The sequence below is a fragment of the Niallia sp. WK069_GA_01 genome (assembly GCF_983173855.1).
In genome coordinates this window covers 4,605,301-4,627,732 of record NZ_OZ470138.1, presented here as the reverse complement: position 1 = coordinate 4,627,732, position 22,432 = coordinate 4,605,301, and the positions used below count along the sequence as shown (strand labels likewise).

The following is a 22,432-nucleotide window of genomic DNA, read 5'->3' as shown; positions in this document are numbered from 1 at the left end:
AACTATGATCATCTAGATCAGATCTTTATATTTCTATGACATAAGTTTTTGTTAGTGTAAAAAAGATAGTATGGATAATGGAGGAGGTAGTACTTTAGAGTAGAATATAAATTATAATGTGTGCTTATAAATAACTCGAATGAGAGAAGCGAAGTTTATTTATTATAAAGACAGTGATAATTATATTTTTATTGAAATTTCTATTGACCTAAGAGAAAAGGGGTGTTATTATATAAAAACAGCCCAAGGGAATAAGCGTTTTTAAAGAAAATTTTAAAAAACTTTTTAAAAAAACATTTGACCTTTGATTGAAAAGCTGTTATTATATAAAAGTTGCTTCTAACAGAAACAACAAAATTGCTCTTTGAAAACTGAACAAACAAAACGTCAACAATAAACGTTTATAACTAAGTTATAAACACAACAAGTAACAAAAAGCTAGAGTTTAGCTTCGGAGCTAATCTTACTCTTATATGGAGAGTTTGATCCTGGCTCAGGACGAACGCTGGCGGCGTGCCTAATACATGCAAGTCGAGCGGACTTAAAAAGCTTGCTTTTTAAGTTAGCGGCGGACGGGTGAGTAACACGTGGGCAACCTGCCTGTAAGACTGGGATAACTTCGGGAAACCGGAGCTAATACCGGATAATCCTTTTCTACACATATAGGAAAGCTGAAAGACGGTTTACGCTGTCACTTACAGATGGGCCCGCGGCGCATTAGCTAGTTGGTGAGGTAACGGCTCACCAAGGCAACGATGCGTAGCCGACCTGAGAGGGTGATCGGCCACACTGGGACTGAGACACGGCCCAGACTCCTACGGGAGGCAGCAGTAGGGAATCTTCCGCAATGGACGAAAGTCTGACGGAGCAACGCCGCGTGAGTGATGAAGGTTTTCGGATCGTAAAACTCTGTTGTTAGGGAAGAACAAGTACGAGAGTAACTGCTCGTACCTTGACGGTACCTAACCAGAAAGCCACGGCTAACTACGTGCCAGCAGCCGCGGTAATACGTAGGTGGCAAGCGTTGTCCGGAATTATTGGGCGTAAAGCGCGCGCAGGCGGTCTTTTAAGTCTGATGTGAAAGCCCACGGCTCAACCGTGGAGGGTCATTGGAAACTGGGGGACTTGAGTGCAGAAGAGAAGAGTGGAATTCCACGTGTAGCGGTGAAATGCGTAGAGATGTGGAGGAACACCAGTGGCGAAGGCGACTCTTTGGTCTGTAACTGACGCTGAGGCGCGAAAGCGTGGGGAGCAAACAGGATTAGATACCCTGGTAGTCCACGCCGTAAACGATGAGTGCTAAGTGTTAGAGGGTTTCCGCCCTTTAGTGCTGCAGCAAACGCATTAAGCACTCCGCCTGGGGAGTACGGCCGCAAGGCTGAAACTCAAAGGAATTGACGGGGGCCCGCACAAGCGGTGGAGCATGTGGTTTAATTCGAAGCAACGCGAAGAACCTTACCAGGTCTTGACATCCTCTGACACTCCTAGAGATAGGACGTTCCCCTTCGGGGGACAGAGTGACAGGTGGTGCATGGTTGTCGTCAGCTCGTGTCGTGAGATGTTGGGTTAAGTCCCGCAACGAGCGCAACCCTTGATCTTAGTTGCCAGCATTTAGTTGGGCACTCTAAGGTGACTGCCGGTGACAAACCGGAGGAAGGTGGGGATGACGTCAAATCATCATGCCCCTTATGACCTGGGCTACACACGTGCTACAATGGATGGTACAAAGGGCAGCAAAACCGCGAGGTCAAGCCAATCCCATAAAACCATTCTCAGTTCGGATTGTAGGCTGCAACTCGCCTACATGAAGCTGGAATCGCTAGTAATCGCGGATCAGCATGCCGCGGTGAATACGTTCCCGGGCCTTGTACACACCGCCCGTCACACCACGAGAGTTTGTAACACCCGAAGTCGGTGGGGTAACACTTATGTGAGCCAGCCGCCTAAGGTGGGATAGATGATTGGGGTGAAGTCGTAACAAGGTAGCCGTATCGGAAGGTGCGGCTGGATCACCTCCTTTCTAAGGAAAATGGAATTTACATTCCATCACAGATTGTTGACGAGTTTGTTGTTCAGTTTTGAGGGAGCAATTCCTCAAAGTAGGTTGAAGTTATTTTCAGCCGTTATAGGGTGGAAAGAAACGAACAGGTCAAGGAAGCGACCGAACGAGCACCGGAGCGTACAAAGGTACGTGAGGAGCAGAGTGAGAGAGCTGACGCAGAGATGTGAAGTTTATTTTCAGCCGTAAATTGTTCCTTGAAAACTAGATTATGTATAGTAAGAACCAAGAAAGAAACCGAGTAATCGCCATCTTAGATTCTCTATTTATAGAGTATCAAATTGAGATATAGTGAATCTGTTAAAAGTGAAACTATTATCAAAAACTTGAGGGTAAAGAGAAACGAACAGGTCAAGGAAGCGCCAGAGCGAGCACCGGAACGTACTTTGTACGTGAGGAGCAGAGCGAAGAAGCTGACGAAGAGATGTGAAGTTAATCTTTAGCCGAAACCATGAGAACAAGGAGAAGCGAGTAGATCAAGGAAGCGACCGAACGAGCACCGGAGCGTACAACAGTACGTGAGGAGCAGAGTGAGAGACCTGACGCAGAGATACGAAGCTTATCGTTGTTCGAAGTAAGTTAAGTTAGAAAGGGCGCACGGTGAATGCCTTGGCACTAGGAGCCGATGAAGGACGGGACTAACACCGATATGCTTCGGGGAGCTGTAAGTAAGCTTTGATCCGGAGATTTCCGAATGGGGAAACCCTCTATCCGTAATGGGATAGAATCTTTACCTGAATACATAGGGTACTGAAGGCAGACCCGGGGAACTGAAACATCTAAGTACCCGGAGGAAGAGAAAGCAAACGCGATTCCCTGAGTAGCGGCGAGCGAAACGGGATTAGCCCAAACCAAGAGGCTTGCCTCTTGGGGTTGTAGGACACTCAACATGGAGTTACAAAGGAACGGGGTAGATGAATAGGTCTGGAAAGGCCAGTCATAGAAGGTAAAAACCCTGTAGTTGAAACTTCGTTCCCTCCTGAGTGGATCCTGAGTACGGCGGGACACGAGAAATCCCGTCGGAAGCAGGGAGGACCATCTCCCAAGGCTAAATACTCCCTAGTGACCGATAGTGAACCAGTACCGTGAGGGAAAGGTGAAAAGCACCCCGGAAGGGGAGTGAAATAGATCCTGAAACCGTGTGCCTACAAGTAGTTAGAGCCCATTAATGGGTGATAGCGTGCCTTTTGTAGAATGAACCGGCGAGTTACGATTACATGCGAGGTTAAGTTGAGAAGACGGAGCCGCAGCGAAAGCGAGTCTGAATAGGGCGAATAAGTATGTGGTCGTAGACCCGAAACCAGGTGATCTACCCATGTCCAGGGTGAAGTCCAGGTAACACTGGATGGAGGCCCGAACCCACGCACGTTGAAAAGTGCGGGGATGAGGTGTGGGTAGCGGAGAAATTCCAATCGAACTTGGAGATAGCTGGTTCTCTCCGAAATAGCTTTAGGGCTAGCCTCAAGGTAAGAGTATTGGAGGTAGAGCACTGTTTGGACTAGGGGCCCCCATCGGGTTACCGAATTCAGACAAACTCCGAATGCCAAATACTTATCCTTGGGAGTCAGACTGCGAGTGATAAGATCCGTAGTCAAGAGGGAAACAGCCCAGACCACCAGCTAAGGTCCCAAAGTATACGTTAAGTGGAAAAGGATGTGGAGTTGCTTAGACAACCAGGATGTTGGCTTAGAAGCAGCCACCATTTAAAGAGTGCGTAATAGCTCACTGGTCGAGTGACTCTGCGCCGAAAATGTACCGGGGCTAAACGTATCACCGAAGCTGTGGATTGACATCAATAGATGTCAGTGGTAGGAGAGCGTTCTAAGGGCGTTGAAGCTAGACCGTAAGGACTGGTGGAGCGCTTAGAAGTGAGAATGCCGGTATGAGTAGCGAAAGATGAGTGAGAATCTCATCCACCGAATGCCTAAGGTTTCCTGAGGAAGGCTCGTCCACTCAGGGTTAGTCGGGACCTAAGCCGAGGCTGAAGAGCGTAGGCGATGGACAACAGGTTGATATTCCTGTACCACCTTATGAACCGTTTGAGTAATGGGGGGACGCAGGAGGATAGGGTAAGCGTGCTGTTGGATTAGCACGTCCAAGCAGTTAGGCTGGTAATGAGGAAAATCCCGTTACCATAAAGGCTGAGCTGTGACGGCGAGGGAAATATAGTACCGAAGTTCCTGATTCCACACTGCCAAGAAAAGCCTCTAGCGAGGTTCAAGGTGCCCGTACCGCAAACCGACACAGGTAGGCGAGGAGAGAATCCTAAGGTGAGCGAGAGAACTCTCGTTAAGGAACTCGGCAAAATGACCCCGTAACTTCGGGAGAAGGGGTGCTCTTTTGGGTGTTAAAGCCCGAGAGAGCCGCAGTGAATAGGCCCAGGCGACTGTTTAGCAAAAACACAGGTCTCTGCGAAGCCGTAAGGCGAAGTATAGGGGCTGACACCTGCCCGGTGCTGGAAGGTTAAGAGGAGGGGTTAGCAGCAATGCGAAGCTCTGAATTGAAGCCCCAGTAAACGGCGGCCGTAACTATAACGGTCCTAAGGTAGCGAAATTCCTTGTCGGGTAAGTTCCGACCCGCACGAAAGGTGTAACGATCTGGGCACTGTCTCAACGAGAGACTCGGTGAAATTATAGTACCTGTGAAGATGCAGGTTACCCGCGACAGGACGGAAAGACCCCGTGGAGCTTTACTGTAGCCTGATATTGAATTTTGGTACAGCTTGTACAGGATAGGTAGGAGCCTTGGAAGCCGGAGCGCTAGCTTCGGTGGAGGCATTGGTGGGATACTACCCTGGCTGTATTGACATTCTAACCCGCACCCCTTATCGGGGTGGGAGACAGTGTCAGGTGGGCAGTTTGACTGGGGCGGTCGCCTCCTAAAAAGTAACGGAGGCGCCCAAAGGTTCCCTCAGAATGGTTGGAAATCATTCGTAGAGTGTAAAGGCACAAGGGAGCTTGACTGCGAGACCTACAAGTCGAGCAGGGACGAAAGTCGGGCTTAGTGATCCGGTGGTTCCGCATGGAAGGGCCATCGCTCAACGGATAAAAGCTACCCCGGGGATAACAGGCTTATCTCCCCCAAGAGTCCACATCGACGGGGAGGTTTGGCACCTCGATGTCGGCTCATCGCATCCTGGGGCTGTAGTCGGTCCCAAGGGTTGGGCTGTTCGCCCATTAAAGCGGTACGCGAGCTGGGTTCAGAACGTCGTGAGACAGTTCGGTCCCTATCCGTCGTGGGCGTAGGAAATTTGAGAGGAGCTGTCCTTAGTACGAGAGGACCGGGATGGACGCACCGCTGGTGTACCAGTTGTCTTGCCAAAGGCATAGCTGGGTAGCTATGTGCGGAAGGGATAAGTGCTGAAAGCATCTAAGCATGAAGCCCCCCTCGAGATGAGATTTCCCATAGCGCAAGCTAGTAAGATCCCTGAAAGATGATCAGGTTGATAGGTTTGAGGTGGAAGCATGGCGACATGTGGAGCTGACAAATACTAATAGATCGAGGACTTAACTAAAATAAAATGATTAATTCGGTTCTTTTTTCTTACACATAATCTAGTTTTGAGGGAACAACTCTCAAAAACAAAATAGTCTGGTGGCGATAGCGAGAAGGTCACACCCGTTCCCATACCGAACACGGAAGTTAAGCTTCTCAGCGCCGATGGTAGTTGGGGGCTCTCCCCCTGTGAGAGTAGGACGTCGCCAGGCACTAAATAGAAAAGATGTTATGAAGCAATTTTGCTTTATAACATCTTTTTTTGTCGTCTAAGAAAGTATAAACGAGATGAGAATGTGGATAACTTGATGGTGGTTTCCACATCCAAGCTTTGACGACTAGTGCCGAAGAAGACATAAGGACACTCAGGGGGTGTATTCCAGGCTGCTTCCTACTTCAACTAATAAAAAACTAATCAAACTGTGTCTATTTTCATTTCAAAAGATCTAGGCTTTTGTTGATTAAAGCAGCCATAAATTGCGAGGCAAGAAAAAAGGCAGCAGGAGCTTATCATGCTTCGAGGAGGCCCTGGCGCCCTCCCCATGGAAAGAAGAAGATGAAGATGAAAATACAAATCTTTCAGCAAATCCCCCTGAGAATGCCGGGGTCGTATTATTTCCTTCAGTTCAATATAGAAAAGGAATTGGGATGTATTGATTCCTGTATACTTTACAATTATTAAAAATGTTGTTTAGTAATAAATAGCATCTTTTGTATGGTTTATTTGTTTATAATACCTCGATATACACCATCGATTACTTCTTGTAACATTGCCCCTTTAAAAAAGCAAAAGTACACCTCCTAAATCATTCTATTGCAAATACTTCCTTGTTAAGTTTAGAAAAAGTATATTAGAAAATGGAAGATCAAGAAATTTAGATTCCAACTATGTATTTCATAAATAATAACTCAAACTTCGCACCATCAAATTTGTTTGCAAGTCTTGATATTACTCGGTTTAAAACAATAAAATGGGAGACTTGTTTTTTAAAAGGTGAGAAAGTATATTTTTTTGAAACATGAAGGCTGTCCAGCTTCACCGTACAGGATGTACAAGTGCCGGCGAAGACATAAGGACGTGGCGTATTTAGCCAGTGAGCGCCTAGCCCCAGTGAGTATTGCCTCCAGCCTCTAAAAGTAAAAAACACTTTTTGAGTTTGGAGAACATTTTTCTTCGGGGCTAAACAAGGCGCTTGCGCTTTTTCTGTGAAAATAAAACGGGCGAGTGGCTATTCTGGGTATCTGTATAATACAGTAACGTGTTCTATTTGATAGGGCGGGTACAGGATTTTGGTGTAAAGAAAATCTTGAAGCGTGGACTTCTAGAAAAAAGACAATAGTAAAGAAAGGGTGTGACCTCAATTTTTTAAAAAAATCACAACCTTAATAGAGTATTGTAATGGAAGGTCGTCTAACCAGCTAGACGTGGTTCAGAGAAGTGTTGCTTATTAATAAATAGGGTATATATAATTCTTAAAACTTTATGTGCAATAGCCTGTAAAGCTTTTTTCTTTCCTCTTCTTGCAGATAGAGACCAAAAAACATTTGACATTGAGGTATTTTTCGACCTTGATATAGCCCAAGCAACCTCACAAAGAGCAGCTTTTATATGTGGGTTTCCTTGAACGCTTTTGGAACTTTTCTTTTTACCAGCACTTTCATTATTGCCAGGTGATACACCAGCCCAAGAAGCTAAATGTCTTGATGAAGGGAATTGGCTCATATCTGTTCCGATTTCCGCAATAATAACAGCAGCTGTGTGTTCCTTTATACCTGGGATAGATAAAAGTATTTCTTTTTCTTCTTGATAGGAATGAAGCAGGGTATCTATCCTATTTTCAAGTTCTTGAATGGAAGTTTCCAAATACATGATATGATTCCAAGAGCTTTTAATCATAAACATTTGATGTTCATTTAATGTTCCGAAAAGAGAATCGGAAATGGTATCAGCCTTCTTGCGGAGAGAATGATGGATATTGGCATCAACATCAGCCTTATCAAGGTATCCATTATCGACTAACTGTTTCAAAAGTTTACGTCCAGAAACCCCAAAGATATCAGAAATAACTGAACCAAGCTTTATGTTTGAACATTCGAGGACCTTTGAAATTCTATTTTTTTCAGCTGTTAAGTTACCAACCCATTTCTTGCGTAAACGGTTCAAATCTCTTAATTCCCGAAGATCTTGGGAAGGGACAAAGCTTTTTTCAATCAATCCATGACGAAGAAGCTTGGCAATCCATTCTGCATCTGAAACATCGGTCTTACGACCAGGAACGTTTTTAATACGTTGGGCATTGGCCACAGTAATATCGAAATATCCTTCAAGGATGTTGTATACCGGCTTCCAATAGATTCCGGTACTTTCCAGAGCAATGTGTGTAATTTGTTTTTCTTCTAACCACTTTAATAAATCAAATAAACTTTTGGTTAAAGTGGAAAAAGTCTTGGTTTCTTTTTGAATGGATTCATTATTAGTGCCAGTTAGGGCACAAACTACAATCTCTTTTTGATGAACATCCATTCCGGCACAATGGGTTAATAAAATGTCCAAATAAAACAACCTCCAAAGTAGTGTCTATGGAAAGTGGAATAAGCTTGGTCAAACAGCATTTTTCTGTACGTGATCATCCTCAAAAATTGAAGAGTCAACAAAGGGGTGTACACAAGGCAAATTCCAAACAGTTTCTTATACAGGGTCGAACCACCACAAAAGCGCACGTAAAGATTACTTCCCATAGCATTAATCAGTATGGAAAAATGGACAAAAAAGTAAAACCCCGGCTTAGAAAAAATTTTCATGCCGGGGTGTGAGTGTGAAATCATGTGTGTTTCTTATGGGGTTGCTTTCCACTACGGGGCGCTTCGCTTTCCGTGGGGCTACGCTTGAGCCTCCTCGGCGTTGCCTTGCGGGGTTTTTAGCCTTCCCACATTTCCCGCAGGAGTCTTTGGCCCCTTCGTTACAAGCAACCTGTTTTAGAATAAGTTCTTGTCTTCGAATTTCATTACAAGGTATGATTGTTAAACCATAGTAGCGTTGATTTTTTATGTTATTATTCAACGTTGTTCTACCAAAATATGCCACTTTTAGTCTATTTCTATAAGGTGGGTGTTTTTCCAGTTCATCGACAGCAACTAATTAATAAAAACTGCTTGATTGGAGTGGAAGGTGCGAGACTCCTGTGGGATTAGCGGGTTAGATGAGACCCCACAGGCGCAAGCGCCGAGGAGGCTCATCGCACGCTCCACGGAAAGCGAGCATCCTGAAACGAGAATCTTGCCCAAATTTATAAGGAATAATGTTTGCAAAAAAATTCCCAAAAGAGTAATCAATCACCCTTTTCTCATTGCTCTAAACCAAGTTATGCTAATACATGAAGAGGAATTTCTAACTGCGAAGTTTGAGTAATAAGAAAAATATATGTCTATAGTATTTTTTTTTATTATTTATGCGTTTTCGTATTTTGTTTTTTTGAAAATAAGTAGGTGGAAAACTGTGACATTATGATGAACCATCGTATAAGCAATTATAATTTGTACAATATATAAGTCTGTTTTGTACAAAAAACGAGCTGATTAATAGGAAAGAGAATTTGAAAGATCAAATTTTTCGTATATAGATATTTATTTCTCTTAGAAAAGTTGTTATTCTACAATTTTATTTTAGGGTAAAAAAGTATACGTTTTCTTATGTAGGATATAATCAATCCTTCTCATGGAAAAATGACAAATAAGTAAAATTTTCCTGATGAAAATATTGTTCATCCTAACTAGCAACTAAAAAGTGTTGCAATCTTTAGTAATTAATTCCTTCCGTTTCGTTTACATCGTTGTAAATAGGCAATTATAATAGAAGTATTAAACTTATTGGAGACTCTCTTCTTGAATTTTTCACGTAAATAAAAATAGAATTTCCAAGGGATATAAGGAGTGGTTTTTTGTTAGAAAGCAGTATTACAATGGTATTAATTATTTTGGTTATTAACATTGTATATGTATCTTTTTCTACAATAAGAGTGATATTGACTCTAAAGGGACGAAGATATTTAGCGGCAGGACTAAGCATGATTGAAGTGGTTATATATGTAATTGGATTAGGGTTAGTATTGGATAACTTGGATCAAATACAGAATTTAATCGCTTATGCAGTTGGATATGCTATTGGAGTTATCGTGGGGATGAAGATAGAAGAAAAGCTTGCATTAGGATATATTACAGCTAATGTAATTACGAAAGAGTATGATAAAGATTTGCCGAAAGCTTTAAGAGAACAAGGCTATGGGGTTACTAATTGGGTGACTCATGGTTTAGAAGGAGATAGAATGGCACTGCAGATATTAACTCCTAGAAAATATGAACTTCGGTTATATCAGCAAATTAAAGAATTGGATCCGAAAGCATTTATTATTGTTTATGAACCAAAAACAATACATGGTGGATTTTGGGTGAAGAGTGTAAGGAAAGGAAAATTATTTCATGGGTCAAAAAATGAAGTTTGAAGTCAAAGAAAATGAAACGATTGGAGAATGCCTCGATAGGATAAAACTGGAAGGATATACTCCCATTAAAAGAATAGAAAAACCTATTTTCAAAGAAGAAGTTAAAAATGGAAGTGCATCATATGAACCGATAGCACAGAAGATTATTTTTGAAGCAGTAAAAAATTAAAGTTAAATCACGAACATTAATGGTAATCAATAAATAATTGTTCGATTTTTTATTGACAAAATACAAAAAGGCTTGTTAATATGATATAGTGTTAAGGAAAAGGAAAATAATTTAACAATTTAATAGCCCTCATATAATAATGGGAATATGGCCCATAAGTTTCTACCCGGTAACCGTAAATCACTGGACTATGAGGGAAAGTTAATGATGCCAGTAGAAGAATAGCTTGCTCTATTTCTCTATCGCTTTAGCCCTGGACGGATACTTTCTCTCTAATAGTAGAAGCATCTGGCTGGGGCTTTTTATATGGAAAACAACAATTAGGGATTTGGAGGGGAAACATGACCGCTCAAATTGGCATTATCATGGGCAGTAAATCAGATTGGGAAACAATGCAACATGCGTGTGACATGCTTGATCTGTTTGAAGTAAGCTATGAAAAAAAAGTGGTTTCAGCGCATCGTACTCCTGATTTAATGTTTGAATATGCAGAAGAAGCAAGAAATAGAGGAATTAAAGTTATTATTGCTGGAGCAGGAGGAGCTGCGCATCTCCCGGGAATGGTTGCGGCGAAAACGACATTGCCCGTTATCGGAGTTCCAGTACAGTCCAAGGCTTTGAATGGATTGGATTCATTATTATCGATTGTGCAAATGCCTGGCGGGGTGCCAGTCGCAACAGTAGCAATTGGAAAAGCAGGAGCTACGAATGCAGGAATTCTTGCAGCTCAAATTCTTGGTGCTACTGACCACGAATTAGCAGATAGAATTGCACTAGTAAGAGAACGAACCAAAAAAGAGGTTATGGAAAGTAGTGATGAGCTTGTCTAATTCAATGATTCTGCCAGGTCAAACGATTGGAATTATTGGCGGAGGACAGTTGGGAAGAATGATGGCACTTGCAGCAAAAGTGCAAGGATTTCGCATTGCTGTATTAGATCCGTTTGAAGATTCTCCATGTTGCCAAGTAGCTGATTACAAAATAGTTGATGCTTATGACAGCATTTCTGCTATTCAAAAGCTTGCAAAAATTAGTGATGTTATCACTTACGAATTTGAAAATATCGATGCTGCAGCATTAGACTGGCTTAAAAAGAATGCAAATGTTCCTCAAGGATCCTCGCTGCTTGAAATAACGCAGGATCGAATCAAAGAAAAACAGGCAATTCAACAGGCCGGTGTAAAGGTTGCACCATTTAAAATAATAGAAGAATGCATAGATATTAAAACAGGTCTTGCTGAGTTGGGATATCCAGCTGTTTTAAAAACTGCTCGTGGAGGTTATGATGGAAAGGGTCAATATGTTATAACAGACAGCAGCCAAATAGCAGAAGCAGAAATCCTCTTAAATAATGGACCTTGTGTGTTAGAAAAATGGATTCCTTTTGAAAAAGAAATCTCGGTTATTGTAACAAGAAGTGGAAAAGGGGAAAGCACTGTTTTTCCAGTAAGTGAGAATATTCATATAAATAACATTTTACATGAATCGATTGTTCCAGCTAGAATTAGCGAATATGCAAAAGATCAGGCAATTGAAAAAGCGAATATGTTAGCTGAACATTTAGGTTTAGTGGGAACATTGGCCGTAGAAATGTTTCTTGCTGTAAATGATGATATTTATATAAATGAATTAGCTCCAAGACCACATAATTCAGGGCATTATACAATTGAGGCATGTGAAACTTCTCAGTTTGAACAGCATATACGAGCAGTCTGTAATTGGCCATTGGCTAGCACAAGACTATTAAGACCTGCTGTAATGGTTAATATTCTAGGAGAGCATCAAGCACATATTATTAATAAGATTTCAGATCTTCAAGATTGGAAAATCCATTTATATGGAAAAGAAGAACCGAAAGAAAAAAGAAAAATGGGTCATGCGACATTGCTTCGTTCATCCGTTGAAATTGCTTTAGATGAAATCGAGAATACTAACATTTGGAATTTACAGACAGAAAAAATCGGAGGATAAAAGATGATCGATCGTTACACAAGACCAGAAATGGGCAATATTTGGACAGAACAAAATCGCTTTCAAGCATGGTTGGAAGTAGAAATCCTTGCTTGTGAAGCATGGGTGAAGCTGGGAGATATTCCTGAAGAAGATGTGAAAAAAATTCGTGAAAATGCTTCTTTTGACATCGAACGCATTCAAGAAATCGAGTTGGATACGAGACATGATGTTGTTGCTTTTACAAGAGCTGTATCGGAAACACTTGGTGAAGAAAGAAAATGGGTTCATTATGGTTTGACTTCAACGGATGTTGTAGATACAGCAACATCTTACTTAATCAGACAAGCAAATGAGATTTTGTTGAAAGATATTGAGAATTTTATAGAGGTCTTAAAAAACAAAGCACAAGAACATAAATATACCGTAATGATGGGACGTACGCATGGGGTTCACGCAGAGCCAACAACATTTGGTCTTAAGCTGGCATTATGGTATGAAGAAATGAAGCGGAATTTAGACAGATTTAAAGCGGCAGCAGCTGGAATTGAATATGGAAAAATCTCTGGTGCTGTTGGAACATATGCGAACATTGATCCTTTTGTGGAGAAATATGTTTGTGAGCAATTAGGGTTAAAGCCTGCACCAATTTCTACGCAAACATTACAACGTGACAGACATGCTGACTATATGTCAACACTTGCTTTAGTTGCAACATCGATTGAGAAATTTGCTGTCGAAATTCGTGGATTGCAAAAAAGTGAAACAAGAGAGGTGGAAGAATTTTTTGCAAAAGGGCAAAAGGGATCTTCCGCTATGCCACATAAACGTAATCCAATTGGGTCAGAAAACATGGCTGGACTTGCTAGAGTAATTCGCGGCTATATGCTGACTGCTTACGAAAATGTACCGTTATGGCATGAAAGAGATATTTCTCATTCATCAGCAGAACGCATTATCATTCCAGACGCAACCATCGCATTAAACTATATGTTGAATCGTTTCAGCAATATCGTAAAGAATTTAACCGTATTTCCAGAGAATATGAAACGCAACATGGATCGTACATTAGGATTAATATATTCTCAACGTGTTTTATTAGCATTAATCGACAAAGGTTTAACAAGAGAAGAAGCATACGATACGGTGCAGCCAAGAGCAATGGAATCATGGGAAAAGCAAGTGCCTTTCCGAAATCTTGTTGATGCAGATGAAGTTATTTCAGCTAAATTAACAAAAGAAGAAATTGATGATTGTTTTGATTACCATTTTCATATTAAACATGTGGATACCATTTTTTCAAGACTTGGACTTTAAGAAATATTGGATATAGATCCCCTTTGTATCTTTGAGGGGTTCTAGTCCTCCTAGTAAGCTAGCAGTATAGCGAAGCAAGTTTTTTATAAATTTTCGTTTTATCCCTAATTTTTTTGATAAGGAGACTCTTCAAATGGAAAAGAGAGCTTTATTGTATGAAGGAAAAGCAAAAAGAGTATATGGAACAGATGAGGATAATATTGTTTGGTTAGAATATAAAGACTCTGCAACTGCATTTAATGGTGAAAAAAAAGCGACGATTACTGGTAAAGGTCAACTGAATAATGAAATTACTAGTTTGCTATTTTTAAAGTTGAAAGAGTTAGGCGTGCATTCGCATTTTATTGAAAAAATATCAGCAACTGAACAGCTGGTGAAAAAGGTAACTATTATACCTTTAGAGGTGGTTGTACGAAATGTTGCAGCTGGCAGTATTTCAAAAAGATTAGGAATAAAAGAAGGATTGCCATTATCGAAGCCAATGGTAGAGTTTTATTACAAAGACGATGCACTTGGCGACCCACTGATGACGGAAGATCATATCGAAGAATTAAAGCTTGCTACGGTGGAAGAAGTAAAAACGCTGAAGAAGAAAGCCTTAGAAGTGAATCAGGTATTAAGTGATTTCTTTTCTGAATTAGGCATTCAACTAATTGATTTTAAGTTGGAATTTGGCAAGGATGTAGACGGGGAAATATTGCTTGCAGATGAAATATCACCTGACACATGCCGTTTATGGGATAAAGAAACAAATGAAAAACTAGATAAAGATGTTTTTCGCCGTGATTTAGGGAATTTAACAGAGGCTTATCAGAATATTCTAGCAAGACTAGGGGGACAACAGCATGTATAAAGTGAAAGTATATATCACATTAAGAGAAAGTGTATTAGATCCACAAGGGAACGCAGTGAAAAGTTCATTGCATTCATTAAACTATAACGAAGTAAGCGATGTACGCATCGGTAAATATTTAGAGCTGACGATTGATAAAACAGATAGAGATCTTGATAAAGTAGTACAAGAAATGTGCGAGCGTTTATTAGCAAATACCGTAATTGAAGATTATAGCTATGAAGTTGAGGAGGTTGTTGCACAGTGAAATTCGCAGTTGTCGTATTTCCAGGATCCAATTGTGATGTCGACATGTTCCACGCAATTAAGGATGAATTAGGGGAAGAAGTAGAATACGTTTGGCATGATGCAGAAAGCTTGGATAAGTATGACGGAATTTTACTGCCGGGTGGGTTCTCTTATGGAGACTACTTACGTTCCGGTGCAATTGCTAGATTCAGCAATGTAATGAAAGAAGTAGTGAAGGCAGCAGAAGCTGGAAAACCGGTTTTAGGTGTATGCAATGGGTTTCAAATTTTATTGGAGGCAGGGTTGCTTCCTGGGGCAATGAGAAGAAATGAAAGTTTAAAATTCATTTGCCGTCCAGTGGAATTAAAAGTAGCAAACAATAATACGATATTTTCTTCCGCATATGAGCCAGAAGAAGTTATTTCTATTCCGATTGCCCATGGAGAAGGAAATTACTATTGCGATGAAGAAACGTTAGCATCTTTAAAACAAAATAATCAAATTGTATTCACATATAATGGAAACAATCCGAACGGAAGTTTAGAAGATATTGCTGGAATTGTAAATGCAAAAGGGAATGTATTAGGAATGATGCCGCATCCCGAGAGAACAGTAGATGAACTGTTAGGTGGAGCAGACGGTTTAAAAATTTTCAAATCAATAGTTAGTCAGTGGAGGGAAGCAAATGTCATTAATGCTTGAGCCAAGTCCAGAACAAATTAAAACAGAAGAAATTTACAAACAGATGGGTGTAACGGACGAAGAATTTGCGATGGTGGAAAAAATTCTAGGTCGCCTTCCAAACTATACAGAAACAGGATTATTCTCCGTAATGTGGTCCGAACATTGCAGCTATAAAAATTCAAAACCTGTATTAAAGAAGTTCCCAACTACTGGTCCACAAGTATTGCAAGGTCCTGGTGAGGGTGCAGGAATTGTAGATATCGGTGATGGTCAAGCTGTTGCTTTTAAAATTGAAAGTCATAACCACCCGTCAGCAATTGAACCATATCAAGGTGCTGCAACAGGTGTCGGCGGAATCATTCGTGATGTTTTCTCCATGGGAGCAAGACCAATTGCTATTCTAAACTCGTTGCGTTTTGGTGAATTAGATAATGCTCGCACAAAATATCTCTTTAAAGAAGTAGTGGCGGGCATTGCAGGATACGGCAACTGCATCGGCATCCCGACGGTTGGCGGCGAAATTGCTTTTGATGACTCTTATGCTGGCAATCCACTTGTTAATGCTATGTGTGTTGGTTTAATTAACCATGAGGATATTAAAAAAGGGCAGGCACATGGTGTAGGAAACACAGTAATGTATGTTGGAGCGAAAACTGGTCGTGATGGAATTCACGGGGCAACCTTTGCTTCAGAAGAGCTGACAGAAAACTCGGATGAAAAACGTCCAGCTGTTCAAGTAGGCGATCCATTTATGGAAAAACTATTGCTTGAAGCATGCTTAGAACTTATTCAATCAGATGCACTTGTAGGAATACAAGATATGGGTGCTGCAGGTCTTGCAAGCTCGAGTGCAGAAATGGCGAGTAAAGCTGGATCCGGGATTGAAATGAACTTGGATTTAGTTCCACAACGTGAATTAGGAATGACTGCATACGAAATGATGTTATCAGAATCACAAGAACGCATGCTGATTGTTGTGAAAAAAGGAAGAGAACAGGAAATTAAAGATCTTTTCCATAAATATGATTTAGAGGCAGTATCCATTGGAGTAGTAACAGATGATAAAATGCTGCGTTTACTTCATAAAGGGGAAATAGTAGCAAATGTCCCGGCTGATGCATTGGCAGAAGATGCTCCTGTTTATCATAAGCCATCAGCGGAGCCACAGTATTTCCGTGATTTCCAAGAGATGGAGAATGCAGTACCTGCTGTTAAAAACTATAGTGAAACACTTATTAATCTATTAAAACAACCGACTATCGCAAGTAAAGAATGGGTTTATGATCAATATGATTATATGGTTCGCACAAATACAGTGGTTTCACCTGGTTCAGATGCTGCCGTTGTCCGTATTCGTGGTACAAAAAAAGCTTTAGCGATGACAACAGACTGCAATGCTCGTTATTTGTATCTTGATCCAAAAACTGGCGGGAAAATTGCTGTTGCAGAGGCGGCACGTAACATCGTATGTTCTGGTGCAGAGCCATTAGCGATTACAGATAACTTAAACTTTGGAAATCCAGAAAAACCAGAGATTTTCTGGCAGATTGAAAAAGCAGCAGAAGGTATAAGTGAAGCATGTGTAACATTAAATGCACCAGTTATCGGCGGAAACGTATCTTTATATAATGAAACAAATGGAACAGCTATCTACCCAACTCCAGTAATTGGAATGGTAGGTTTAATAAAAGACACAGAGCATATTACTACACAAGAATTTAAAGAAGCTGGCGACTTGATTTATCTATTAGGAGAAACGAAAGATGAATTTGGCGGAAGCGAGCTTCAAAAACTATTAAATGGTGCTATTTCAGGAAAATCACCAGCATTGGATTTAGAAAAAGAACAAGCATATCAAACGGTTGTTCTTGAAGCAATTCGCTCAGGTCTTATCGCATCTGCACATGATTTAGCAGAAGGCGGATTAGCCGTTGCTGCTGCAGAAAGTTTGATTGGCGCAAGAGGATTAGGAGCGAATATTGATCTAACTGGAAATCCAGTTTCCGCATTATTTAGTGAGTCTCAATCCCGCTTCTTGCTTAGTGTAAAACCAGAAAACAAAGCAGCGTTTGAAAAATTAGTTCCAGCTGCATTAATCGGAAAAGTAACAGATTCAGCCGTTCTGACTATTAGCCAAGGGGAAAATATTCTGATAAATGAACAGGTAGGATCTTTAGAGGATGCCTGGAGAGGAGCAATTCCATGCTTGCTGAAATAAGAGGGTTAAATGAGGAATGTGGAATTTTTGGTGTATGGGGACATGAAGATGCCGCACAGCTTACCTATTATGGACTTCACAGCTTACAACATCGTGGGCAGGAAGGAACAGGTATTGTTGCAACAGATGGAGAAAAGCTAAAAGGAATTAAAGGGGAAGGCCTTGTTTCTGAAATTTTCACACAAGATGCAATAAAAGAATTAACAGGTAAAGCAGCTATTGGTCATGTTCGTTATGCAACGGCAGGCGGTGGAGGATATGAAAATGTCCAACCACTTCTGTTCCACTTCCAAAGCGGCAGTATGGCACTAGCGCATAATGGAAATCTAGTAAATGCAACTGGTTTAAAGAATCAGCTGGAAGCACAAGGAAGCATATTTCAAACAAGCTCTGATACAGAAGTTGTTGCCCATTTAATAAGAAAAGGTGGTTTTTCTGCTTTTAATGAACGGGTGAAAAATGCATTATCTATGGTTAAAGGTGCATATGCTTTCTTAATTATGACTGAAACGGAATTAATGGTTGCGTTAGATCCTAATGGCATGAGACCTCTATCTTTAGGGAAATTAGGAGATGCATACGTAGTGGCATCTGAAACATGTGCATTTGATGTAGTAGGCGCAGAATTTATCCGTGACGTGTTACCAGGAGAGCTATTAATTATTGATGATAATGGCTTCCGTTCAGAGATGTTCTCAGTTGCTTCTAATATAGCAATGTGTACGATGGAATATGTTTATTTTTCAAGACCAGATAGCAATATTAATGGTATAAACGTTCATACAGCACGTAAAAATCTTGGAAAACAATTAGCTGTTGAAGCACCCATTGAAGCAGATGTTGTAACAGGTGTACCTGACTCCAGTATATCTGCAGCCATTGGTTATGCGGAAGCAACCGGTATTCCCTATGAATTAGGATTAATTAAAAACCGTTATGTCGGCCGTACATTTATACAACCATCTCAAACCTTAAGAGAACAAGGGGTAAAAATGAAGCTTTCCCCAGTTCGTGGAGTTGTTGAGGGGAAACGGGTTATTATGGTCGATGATTCGATTGTTCGCGGCACAACAAGTAAACGAATTGTTACGATGCTGAGGGAAGCTGGCGCAACGGAGGTACATGTTTTAATTAGTTCTCCTCCTATTAAAAATCCTTGTTTTTATGGGATTGATACATCTACAAAAGAAGAATTAATTGCCTCTAAATATTCCGTTGAAGAACTTCGTGAAATAATTGGAGCAGATTCTTTAATCTTCTTGAGTACAGAAGGCATGATAGATGCAATTGGAAGAACAGACGATAGTGAAAATAAAGGTCATTGTCTAGCTTGTTTTACAGGAAAATATCCAACAGAAATCTATCCATCCACTTTGCATCCATATGAAAAAGTGTAACGGATTGCCTAATTAATTTGAGAGTGCCACTTTTCAGGGTAGACGCTCATGCAACAGAACTTGCACCATGGTGTATGAAAAGAATAGTTTTCTTAAGTTTATTGTTGTAGTTAAAGCAGGCTGCGGACTAATTGAGCGTGTGCATTACTTTTTCAAGGTATTCCATAGAAAAAAGAAAAAGCGGCATGATAGTATGTCGCTTTTCTTTTGAAAAAAACCTATCCATATAAAACAGATATTTTAACACAAAGAGCAAAGTATACCATTAGATTTCTCCATTCATTTTCTAAGAAAATAGGAGCAGACATACAAAATCTCAAAATGTTGTACGTCATGCTAGTGCGATATACTATAGGAGGATAAACAATGGCTGAAGCTTATAAACAAGCAGGTGTAAATATTGAAGCAGGGTATGAAGCAGTTACAAGAATGAAAAAACATGTAAAGAAGACAATGAGACCAGGTGTCATGGGCGGACTCGGCGGATTCGGTGGAATGTTTGATTTATCGGTGCTGAACTTAACCAATCCTGTATTAGTTTCAGGGACAGATGGTGTTGGAACGAAGCTTATGCTTGCTTTTTTATTAGATCAACATGATACGATTGGCATTGATGCAGTAGCAATGTGTGTGAATGATATCGTCGTTCAAGGAGCGGAACCGATTTATTTTCTTGATTATATTGCTTGTGGAAAAGCAGAACCAGCAAAGATTGAAGCAATTGTTAAAGGAATAGCAGATGGCTGTGAACAAGCAGGCTGCGCATTAGTTGGCGGAGAAACAGCAGAAATGCCAGGTATGTATAGTGAAGAAGAGTATGATTTAGCAGGGTTTGCTGTTGGAGCTTGTGAAAAGGAAAATCTCATTACAGGTGAAAAGATTAAAGCAGGGGATGTTTTAATCGGTTTAGCTTCGAGCGGAATTCATAGCAACGGCTATTCTTTAGTAAGAAAGTTGTTTTTAGAAGAAGCAAAAATGTCTTTAACAGATTATGTGGAGGAATTAGGCTGCACACTTGGAGAAGAGTTAATTAAACCGACTAAAATATATGTAAAATCTATTTTATCTGCATTAAAACAATTTGAAATAAAAGGAATTGCTCATATTACAGGCGGCGGTTTTATTGAAAACATTCCAAGAATGCTTCCAGAAGGATTTGGTATGGAGCTTCATGAAAGCAATTGGGAAGTGCCAGCAGTTTTTGAATTGATGGAATCGATTGGGAAACTAGACCGTAAAGAAATGTATAATATTTTTAATATGGGAACTGGTATGGTTTTAGCTGTGAATAAAAAACAAGAAGAAGAAATTCTTACCCATTTTGAAAGCATTGGCGAAAAAGCCTATACAATTGGAAAGGTAACAGAAGATGGTGAAATAAACATCGTCTTGAAATAGGTGGAGAATAGAAATGAAAAATATTGCTATTTTTGCATCAGGAAGCGGATCGAATTTTCAGGCGATTGTAGATGCAGTCGAAAGCAAGAAAATCCATGCAAACATAAGTTTATTAGTATGTGATAAACCAGAAGCTTATGTATTGGAACGGGCAGGAAAACATCATATTCCTACTTATGTTTTTTCAGCTAAAAGATTTCAGACTAAAGCGGCATATGAACAAGAAATATTAAATGAACTAAAATCAAAAAGAGTGGATTTAATTATACTTGCAGGTTATATGCGGTTAATCGGTGATACACTTTTGCAGGCATTTCCGCAGCAAATTGTAAATGTTCATCCTTCTTTGCTTCCACAATTTCCTGGAAAAGATGCAATTGGACAAGCACTCAAAGCAGGTGTTCCAAAAACTGGTATAACTATTCATTATGTGGATGAAGGGATGGATACTGGTCCGACCATTGCTCAACAGGAAGTAACGGTTGAAAAAAATGAAACAATAGAAAGCTTGCAAACAAAGATTCATTCTTTAGAACATAAACTTTATCCAGAGGTTATTAAAACTTTGCTTTAACAGGCAAAAGCCGCGGGCTGCAACATTAATTGGAGGGGTATAAACACATGAAAAAAAGAGCGTTAATAAGTGTATCGGATAAAACGGGAATTACAGATTTTGCTAAGGAACTGCATGAACTAGGATATGAATTGATTTCAACTGGGGGAACAAAAAAGGCAATACAAGACAGTGGTATTCCTGTATTGAGTGTTAGTGAAGTAACTGGATTTCCAGAAATTTTAGAAGGACGAGTAAAAACACTTAATCCATTTATTCATGGGGGATTGCTTGCGAAATTTGACGAACCTAGTCATCAAGAGCAGTTAAAAGAGCATCAAATTGACCCAATTCAAATTGTTTGTGTTAACCTGTATCCTTTCCAGCAAACGATTGCCAAAAAAGATGTTTCAGTAGAGGATGCGATTGAAAACATTGATATAGGCGGACCAACTATGCTTCGAGCTTCTGCAAAAAACCATCAGTATGTGACAGTAGTAGTGGATCCAGTTGATTATACAACGGTTATTGAGGAGCTAAAACAAAGCGGGGACGTACAGTTTGCAACAAGACGTAGATTAGCTGCTAAAGTCTTCCGTCATACTGCTTCTTATGATTCAATGATTGCTCAGTATATGACAGAGCTTACCGAAGAAGAAACGCCGGAGAAATTAACGGTGACATATGAATTAAAACAATCATTACGATATGGAGAGAATCCTCATCAACGTGCTGCTTTTTATCGTAGACCATTAGGATCTGATTTCTCCATTGCCAATGCTGCACAGTTGCATGGAAAAGAACTATCTTATAACAACATTAATGATGCGGATGCAGCCATTCAGATTGTAAAAGAATTTAAAGAACCTGCAGCAGTTGCGGTAAAGCATAGTAATCCATGTGGAGTAGGAACTGGTGAAGATATTTTTACTGCTTTCTCAAAAGCTTTTGAAGCAGACCCGGTGTCTATATTTGGTGGAATTATTGCGTTGAACCGTGAAGTAGATGCACAAACAGCGGAAAAACTTCGTGAAATTTTCTTAGAAATTATTATTGCTCCTTCTTTCTCAGAAGAAGCGTTGACTATTTTACAAGGGAAAAAGAATCTGCGTTTATTAACAATTCCATTTGCTAGTGGCAATAATAAAGAAATGAAGTTTGCTTCTATTGAAGGTGGATTATTAACACAAGATTTTGATCGTTATACATTGGATGACGCAGCGATTACGATTCCTACTGAAAAAAAACCAACAGATGAAGAATGGGAAGCATTAAAGTTCGGTTGGAAGATTGTTAAGCATGTAAAATCAAATGCAATCGTTGTAAATGATAAAGAAATGACGCTTGGCATTGGAGCAGGGCAAATGAATCGTGTCGGAGCTGCTAAAATAGCGCTGGAGCAGGCTGGTGAAAAGAGCGTTGGCGCAGTATTGGCATCTGATGCTTTCTTCCCGATGGATGATACAGTGGAAGCTGCTGCGAAAGCAGGAATTACAGCAATTATTCAAACAGGCGGCAGCATTAGAGATGAAGATTCTATTAAAAAAGCAAATGAATATGGAATTGCTATGGTGTTAACAGGGGTAAGACATTTCAAACATTAAACCTTTAG

Annotated in this window: 14 protein-coding genes, 3 rRNA genes and 1 riboswitch; of the genes, 16 read left to right on the top strand and 1 reads right to left on the bottom strand. The window is 40.3% G+C overall.

Features of this window, described 5'->3' with window-relative positions; all coding sequences use genetic code 11:
- Positions 1–470: 470 nt before the first annotated feature.
- The 3 genes from AC5LWL_RS21535 (at position 471) to rrf (ending at position 5,766) form a co-directional block, all read left to right on the top strand.
- Positions 471–2,020 (top strand): 16S ribosomal RNA (locus AC5LWL_RS21535).
- Between the two features lie 616 nt (positions 2,021–2,636).
- Positions 2,637–5,573: ribosomal RNA gene (locus AC5LWL_RS21530) — 23S ribosomal RNA — on the top strand.
- 76 nt (positions 5,574–5,649) lie between these two features.
- Positions 5,650–5,766, top strand: a 5S ribosomal RNA gene (rrf, locus tag AC5LWL_RS21525).
- Together the 16S, 23S and 5S rRNA genes form the textbook arrangement of a ribosomal RNA operon.
- 1,199 nt (positions 5,767–6,965) lie before the next feature.
- Here rrf and AC5LWL_RS21520 read toward each other — a convergent pair.
- Positions 6,966–8,108: an IS110 family RNA-guided transposase gene (locus AC5LWL_RS21520; RefSeq protein WP_493432573.1), complete on the bottom strand. Its 1,143-nt coding sequence runs from the start codon at positions 8,106–8,108 to the stop codon at positions 6,966–6,968.
- A gap of 1,384 nt (positions 8,109–9,492) precedes the next feature.
- Here AC5LWL_RS21520 and AC5LWL_RS21515 point away from each other — a divergent pair.
- The 13 genes from AC5LWL_RS21515 to purH all read left to right on the top strand — a co-directional run bounded on the left by AC5LWL_RS21515 (position 9,493) and on the right by purH (position 22,424).
- Complete coding sequence (locus tag AC5LWL_RS21515; protein WP_493436210.1) at positions 9,493–10,053, top strand: DUF2179 domain-containing protein; 561 nt, start codon at positions 9,493–9,495, stop codon at positions 10,051–10,053.
- A complete protein-coding gene (locus AC5LWL_RS21510) occupies positions 10,031–10,222 on the top strand; it encodes an NETI motif-containing protein (RefSeq protein ID WP_493436209.1) in 192 nt (63 codons plus the stop codon). The genes AC5LWL_RS21515 and AC5LWL_RS21510 overlap by 23 nt, the downstream gene beginning before the upstream one ends.
- Before the next feature lie 109 nt (positions 10,223–10,331).
- Positions 10,332–10,433: riboswitch (purine riboswitch) on the top strand.
- Positions 10,434–10,563: 130 nt separating this feature from the next.
- Positions 10,564–11,052, top strand: a complete 489-nt coding sequence (purE, locus tag AC5LWL_RS21505; protein ID WP_493436208.1) for a 5-(carboxyamino)imidazole ribonucleotide mutase — start codon at positions 10,564–10,566, stop codon at positions 11,050–11,052.
- Positions 11,039–12,193, top strand: coding sequence for a 5-(carboxyamino)imidazole ribonucleotide synthase (gene purK / locus AC5LWL_RS21500; RefSeq protein ID WP_493436207.1), 1,155 nt, complete (start codon positions 11,039–11,041; stop codon positions 12,191–12,193). The genes purE and purK overlap by 14 nt, the downstream gene beginning before the upstream one ends.
- Before the next feature lie 3 nt (positions 12,194–12,196).
- A complete protein-coding gene (gene purB / locus AC5LWL_RS21495; protein WP_493436206.1) occupies positions 12,197–13,489 on the top strand; it encodes an adenylosuccinate lyase in 1,293 nt (430 codons plus the stop codon).
- 133 nt (positions 13,490–13,622) lie between these two features.
- On the top strand, positions 13,623–14,342 hold the full coding sequence (purC, locus tag AC5LWL_RS21490) for a phosphoribosylaminoimidazolesuccinocarboxamide synthase (protein WP_493436205.1): 720 nt from the start codon (positions 13,623–13,625) through the stop codon (positions 14,340–14,342).
- Positions 14,335–14,589, top strand: coding sequence for a phosphoribosylformylglycinamidine synthase subunit PurS (gene purS, locus AC5LWL_RS21485; RefSeq protein WP_493436204.1), 255 nt, complete (start codon positions 14,335–14,337; stop codon positions 14,587–14,589). The genes purC and purS overlap by 8 nt, the downstream gene beginning before the upstream one ends.
- Entirely contained in the window at positions 14,586–15,272 is a 687-nt protein-coding gene (gene purQ, locus AC5LWL_RS21480) for a phosphoribosylformylglycinamidine synthase subunit PurQ (RefSeq protein WP_493436203.1), read from the top strand. Before purS ends, purQ begins: the two co-directional genes overlap by 4 nt.
- A complete protein-coding gene (purL, locus tag AC5LWL_RS21475; RefSeq protein ID WP_493436202.1) occupies positions 15,256–17,472 on the top strand; it encodes a phosphoribosylformylglycinamidine synthase subunit PurL in 2,217 nt (738 codons plus the stop codon). The genes purQ and purL overlap by 17 nt, the downstream gene beginning before the upstream one ends.
- Entirely contained in the window at positions 17,457–18,869 is a 1,413-nt protein-coding gene (gene purF, locus AC5LWL_RS21470) for an amidophosphoribosyltransferase (RefSeq protein ID WP_493436201.1), read from the top strand. The genes purL and purF overlap by 16 nt, the downstream gene beginning before the upstream one ends.
- A 366-nt stretch (positions 18,870–19,235) precedes the next feature.
- Complete coding sequence (gene purM / locus AC5LWL_RS21465; RefSeq protein WP_493436200.1) at positions 19,236–20,267, top strand: phosphoribosylformylglycinamidine cyclo-ligase; 1,032 nt, start codon at positions 19,236–19,238, stop codon at positions 20,265–20,267.
- Positions 20,268–20,280: 13 nt separating this feature from the next.
- Positions 20,281–20,841 (top strand): phosphoribosylglycinamide formyltransferase, encoded by a 561-nt coding sequence (gene purN / locus AC5LWL_RS21460; protein ID WP_493436199.1) that lies wholly within the window; start codon positions 20,281–20,283, stop codon positions 20,839–20,841.
- Positions 20,842–20,888: 47 nt separating this feature from the next.
- A complete protein-coding gene (gene purH / locus AC5LWL_RS21455) occupies positions 20,889–22,424 on the top strand; it encodes a bifunctional phosphoribosylaminoimidazolecarboxamide formyltransferase/IMP cyclohydrolase (RefSeq protein ID WP_493436198.1) in 1,536 nt (511 codons plus the stop codon).
- Positions 22,425–22,432: the final 8 nt, after the last annotated feature.

What these genes read in the sequence shown, in the direction of transcription:
- purL (WP_493436202.1), top strand. Translation starts at nt 15,256, where the DNA reads ATGTCATTAATGCTTGAGCCAAGTCCAGAACAAATTAAAACAGAAGAA.
- purB (WP_493436206.1), top strand. Translation starts at nt 12,197, where the DNA reads ATGATCGATCGTTACACAAGACCAGAAATGGGCAATATTTGGACAGAA.
- purC (WP_493436205.1), top strand. Translation starts at nt 13,623, where the DNA reads ATGGAAAAGAGAGCTTTATTGTATGAAGGAAAAGCAAAAAGAGTATAT.
- purE (WP_493436208.1), top strand. Translation starts at nt 10,564, where the DNA reads ATGACCGCTCAAATTGGCATTATCATGGGCAGTAAATCAGATTGGGAA.
- purH (WP_493436198.1), top strand. Translation starts at nt 20,889, where the DNA reads ATGAAAAAAAGAGCGTTAATAAGTGTATCGGATAAAACGGGAATTACA.
- AC5LWL_RS21510 (WP_493436209.1), top strand. Translation starts at nt 10,031, where the DNA reads ATGGGTCAAAAAATGAAGTTTGAAGTCAAAGAAAATGAAACGATTGGA.
- purK (WP_493436207.1), top strand. Translation starts at nt 11,039, where the DNA reads ATGAGCTTGTCTAATTCAATGATTCTGCCAGGTCAAACGATTGGAATT.
- purS (WP_493436204.1), top strand. Translation starts at nt 14,335, where the DNA reads ATGTATAAAGTGAAAGTATATATCACATTAAGAGAAAGTGTATTAGAT.
- purN (WP_493436199.1), top strand. Translation starts at nt 20,281, where the DNA reads ATGAAAAATATTGCTATTTTTGCATCAGGAAGCGGATCGAATTTTCAG.
- purM (WP_493436200.1), top strand. Translation starts at nt 19,236, where the DNA reads ATGGCTGAAGCTTATAAACAAGCAGGTGTAAATATTGAAGCAGGGTAT.
- purF (WP_493436201.1), top strand. Translation starts at nt 17,457, where the DNA reads ATGCTTGCTGAAATAAGAGGGTTAAATGAGGAATGTGGAATTTTTGGT.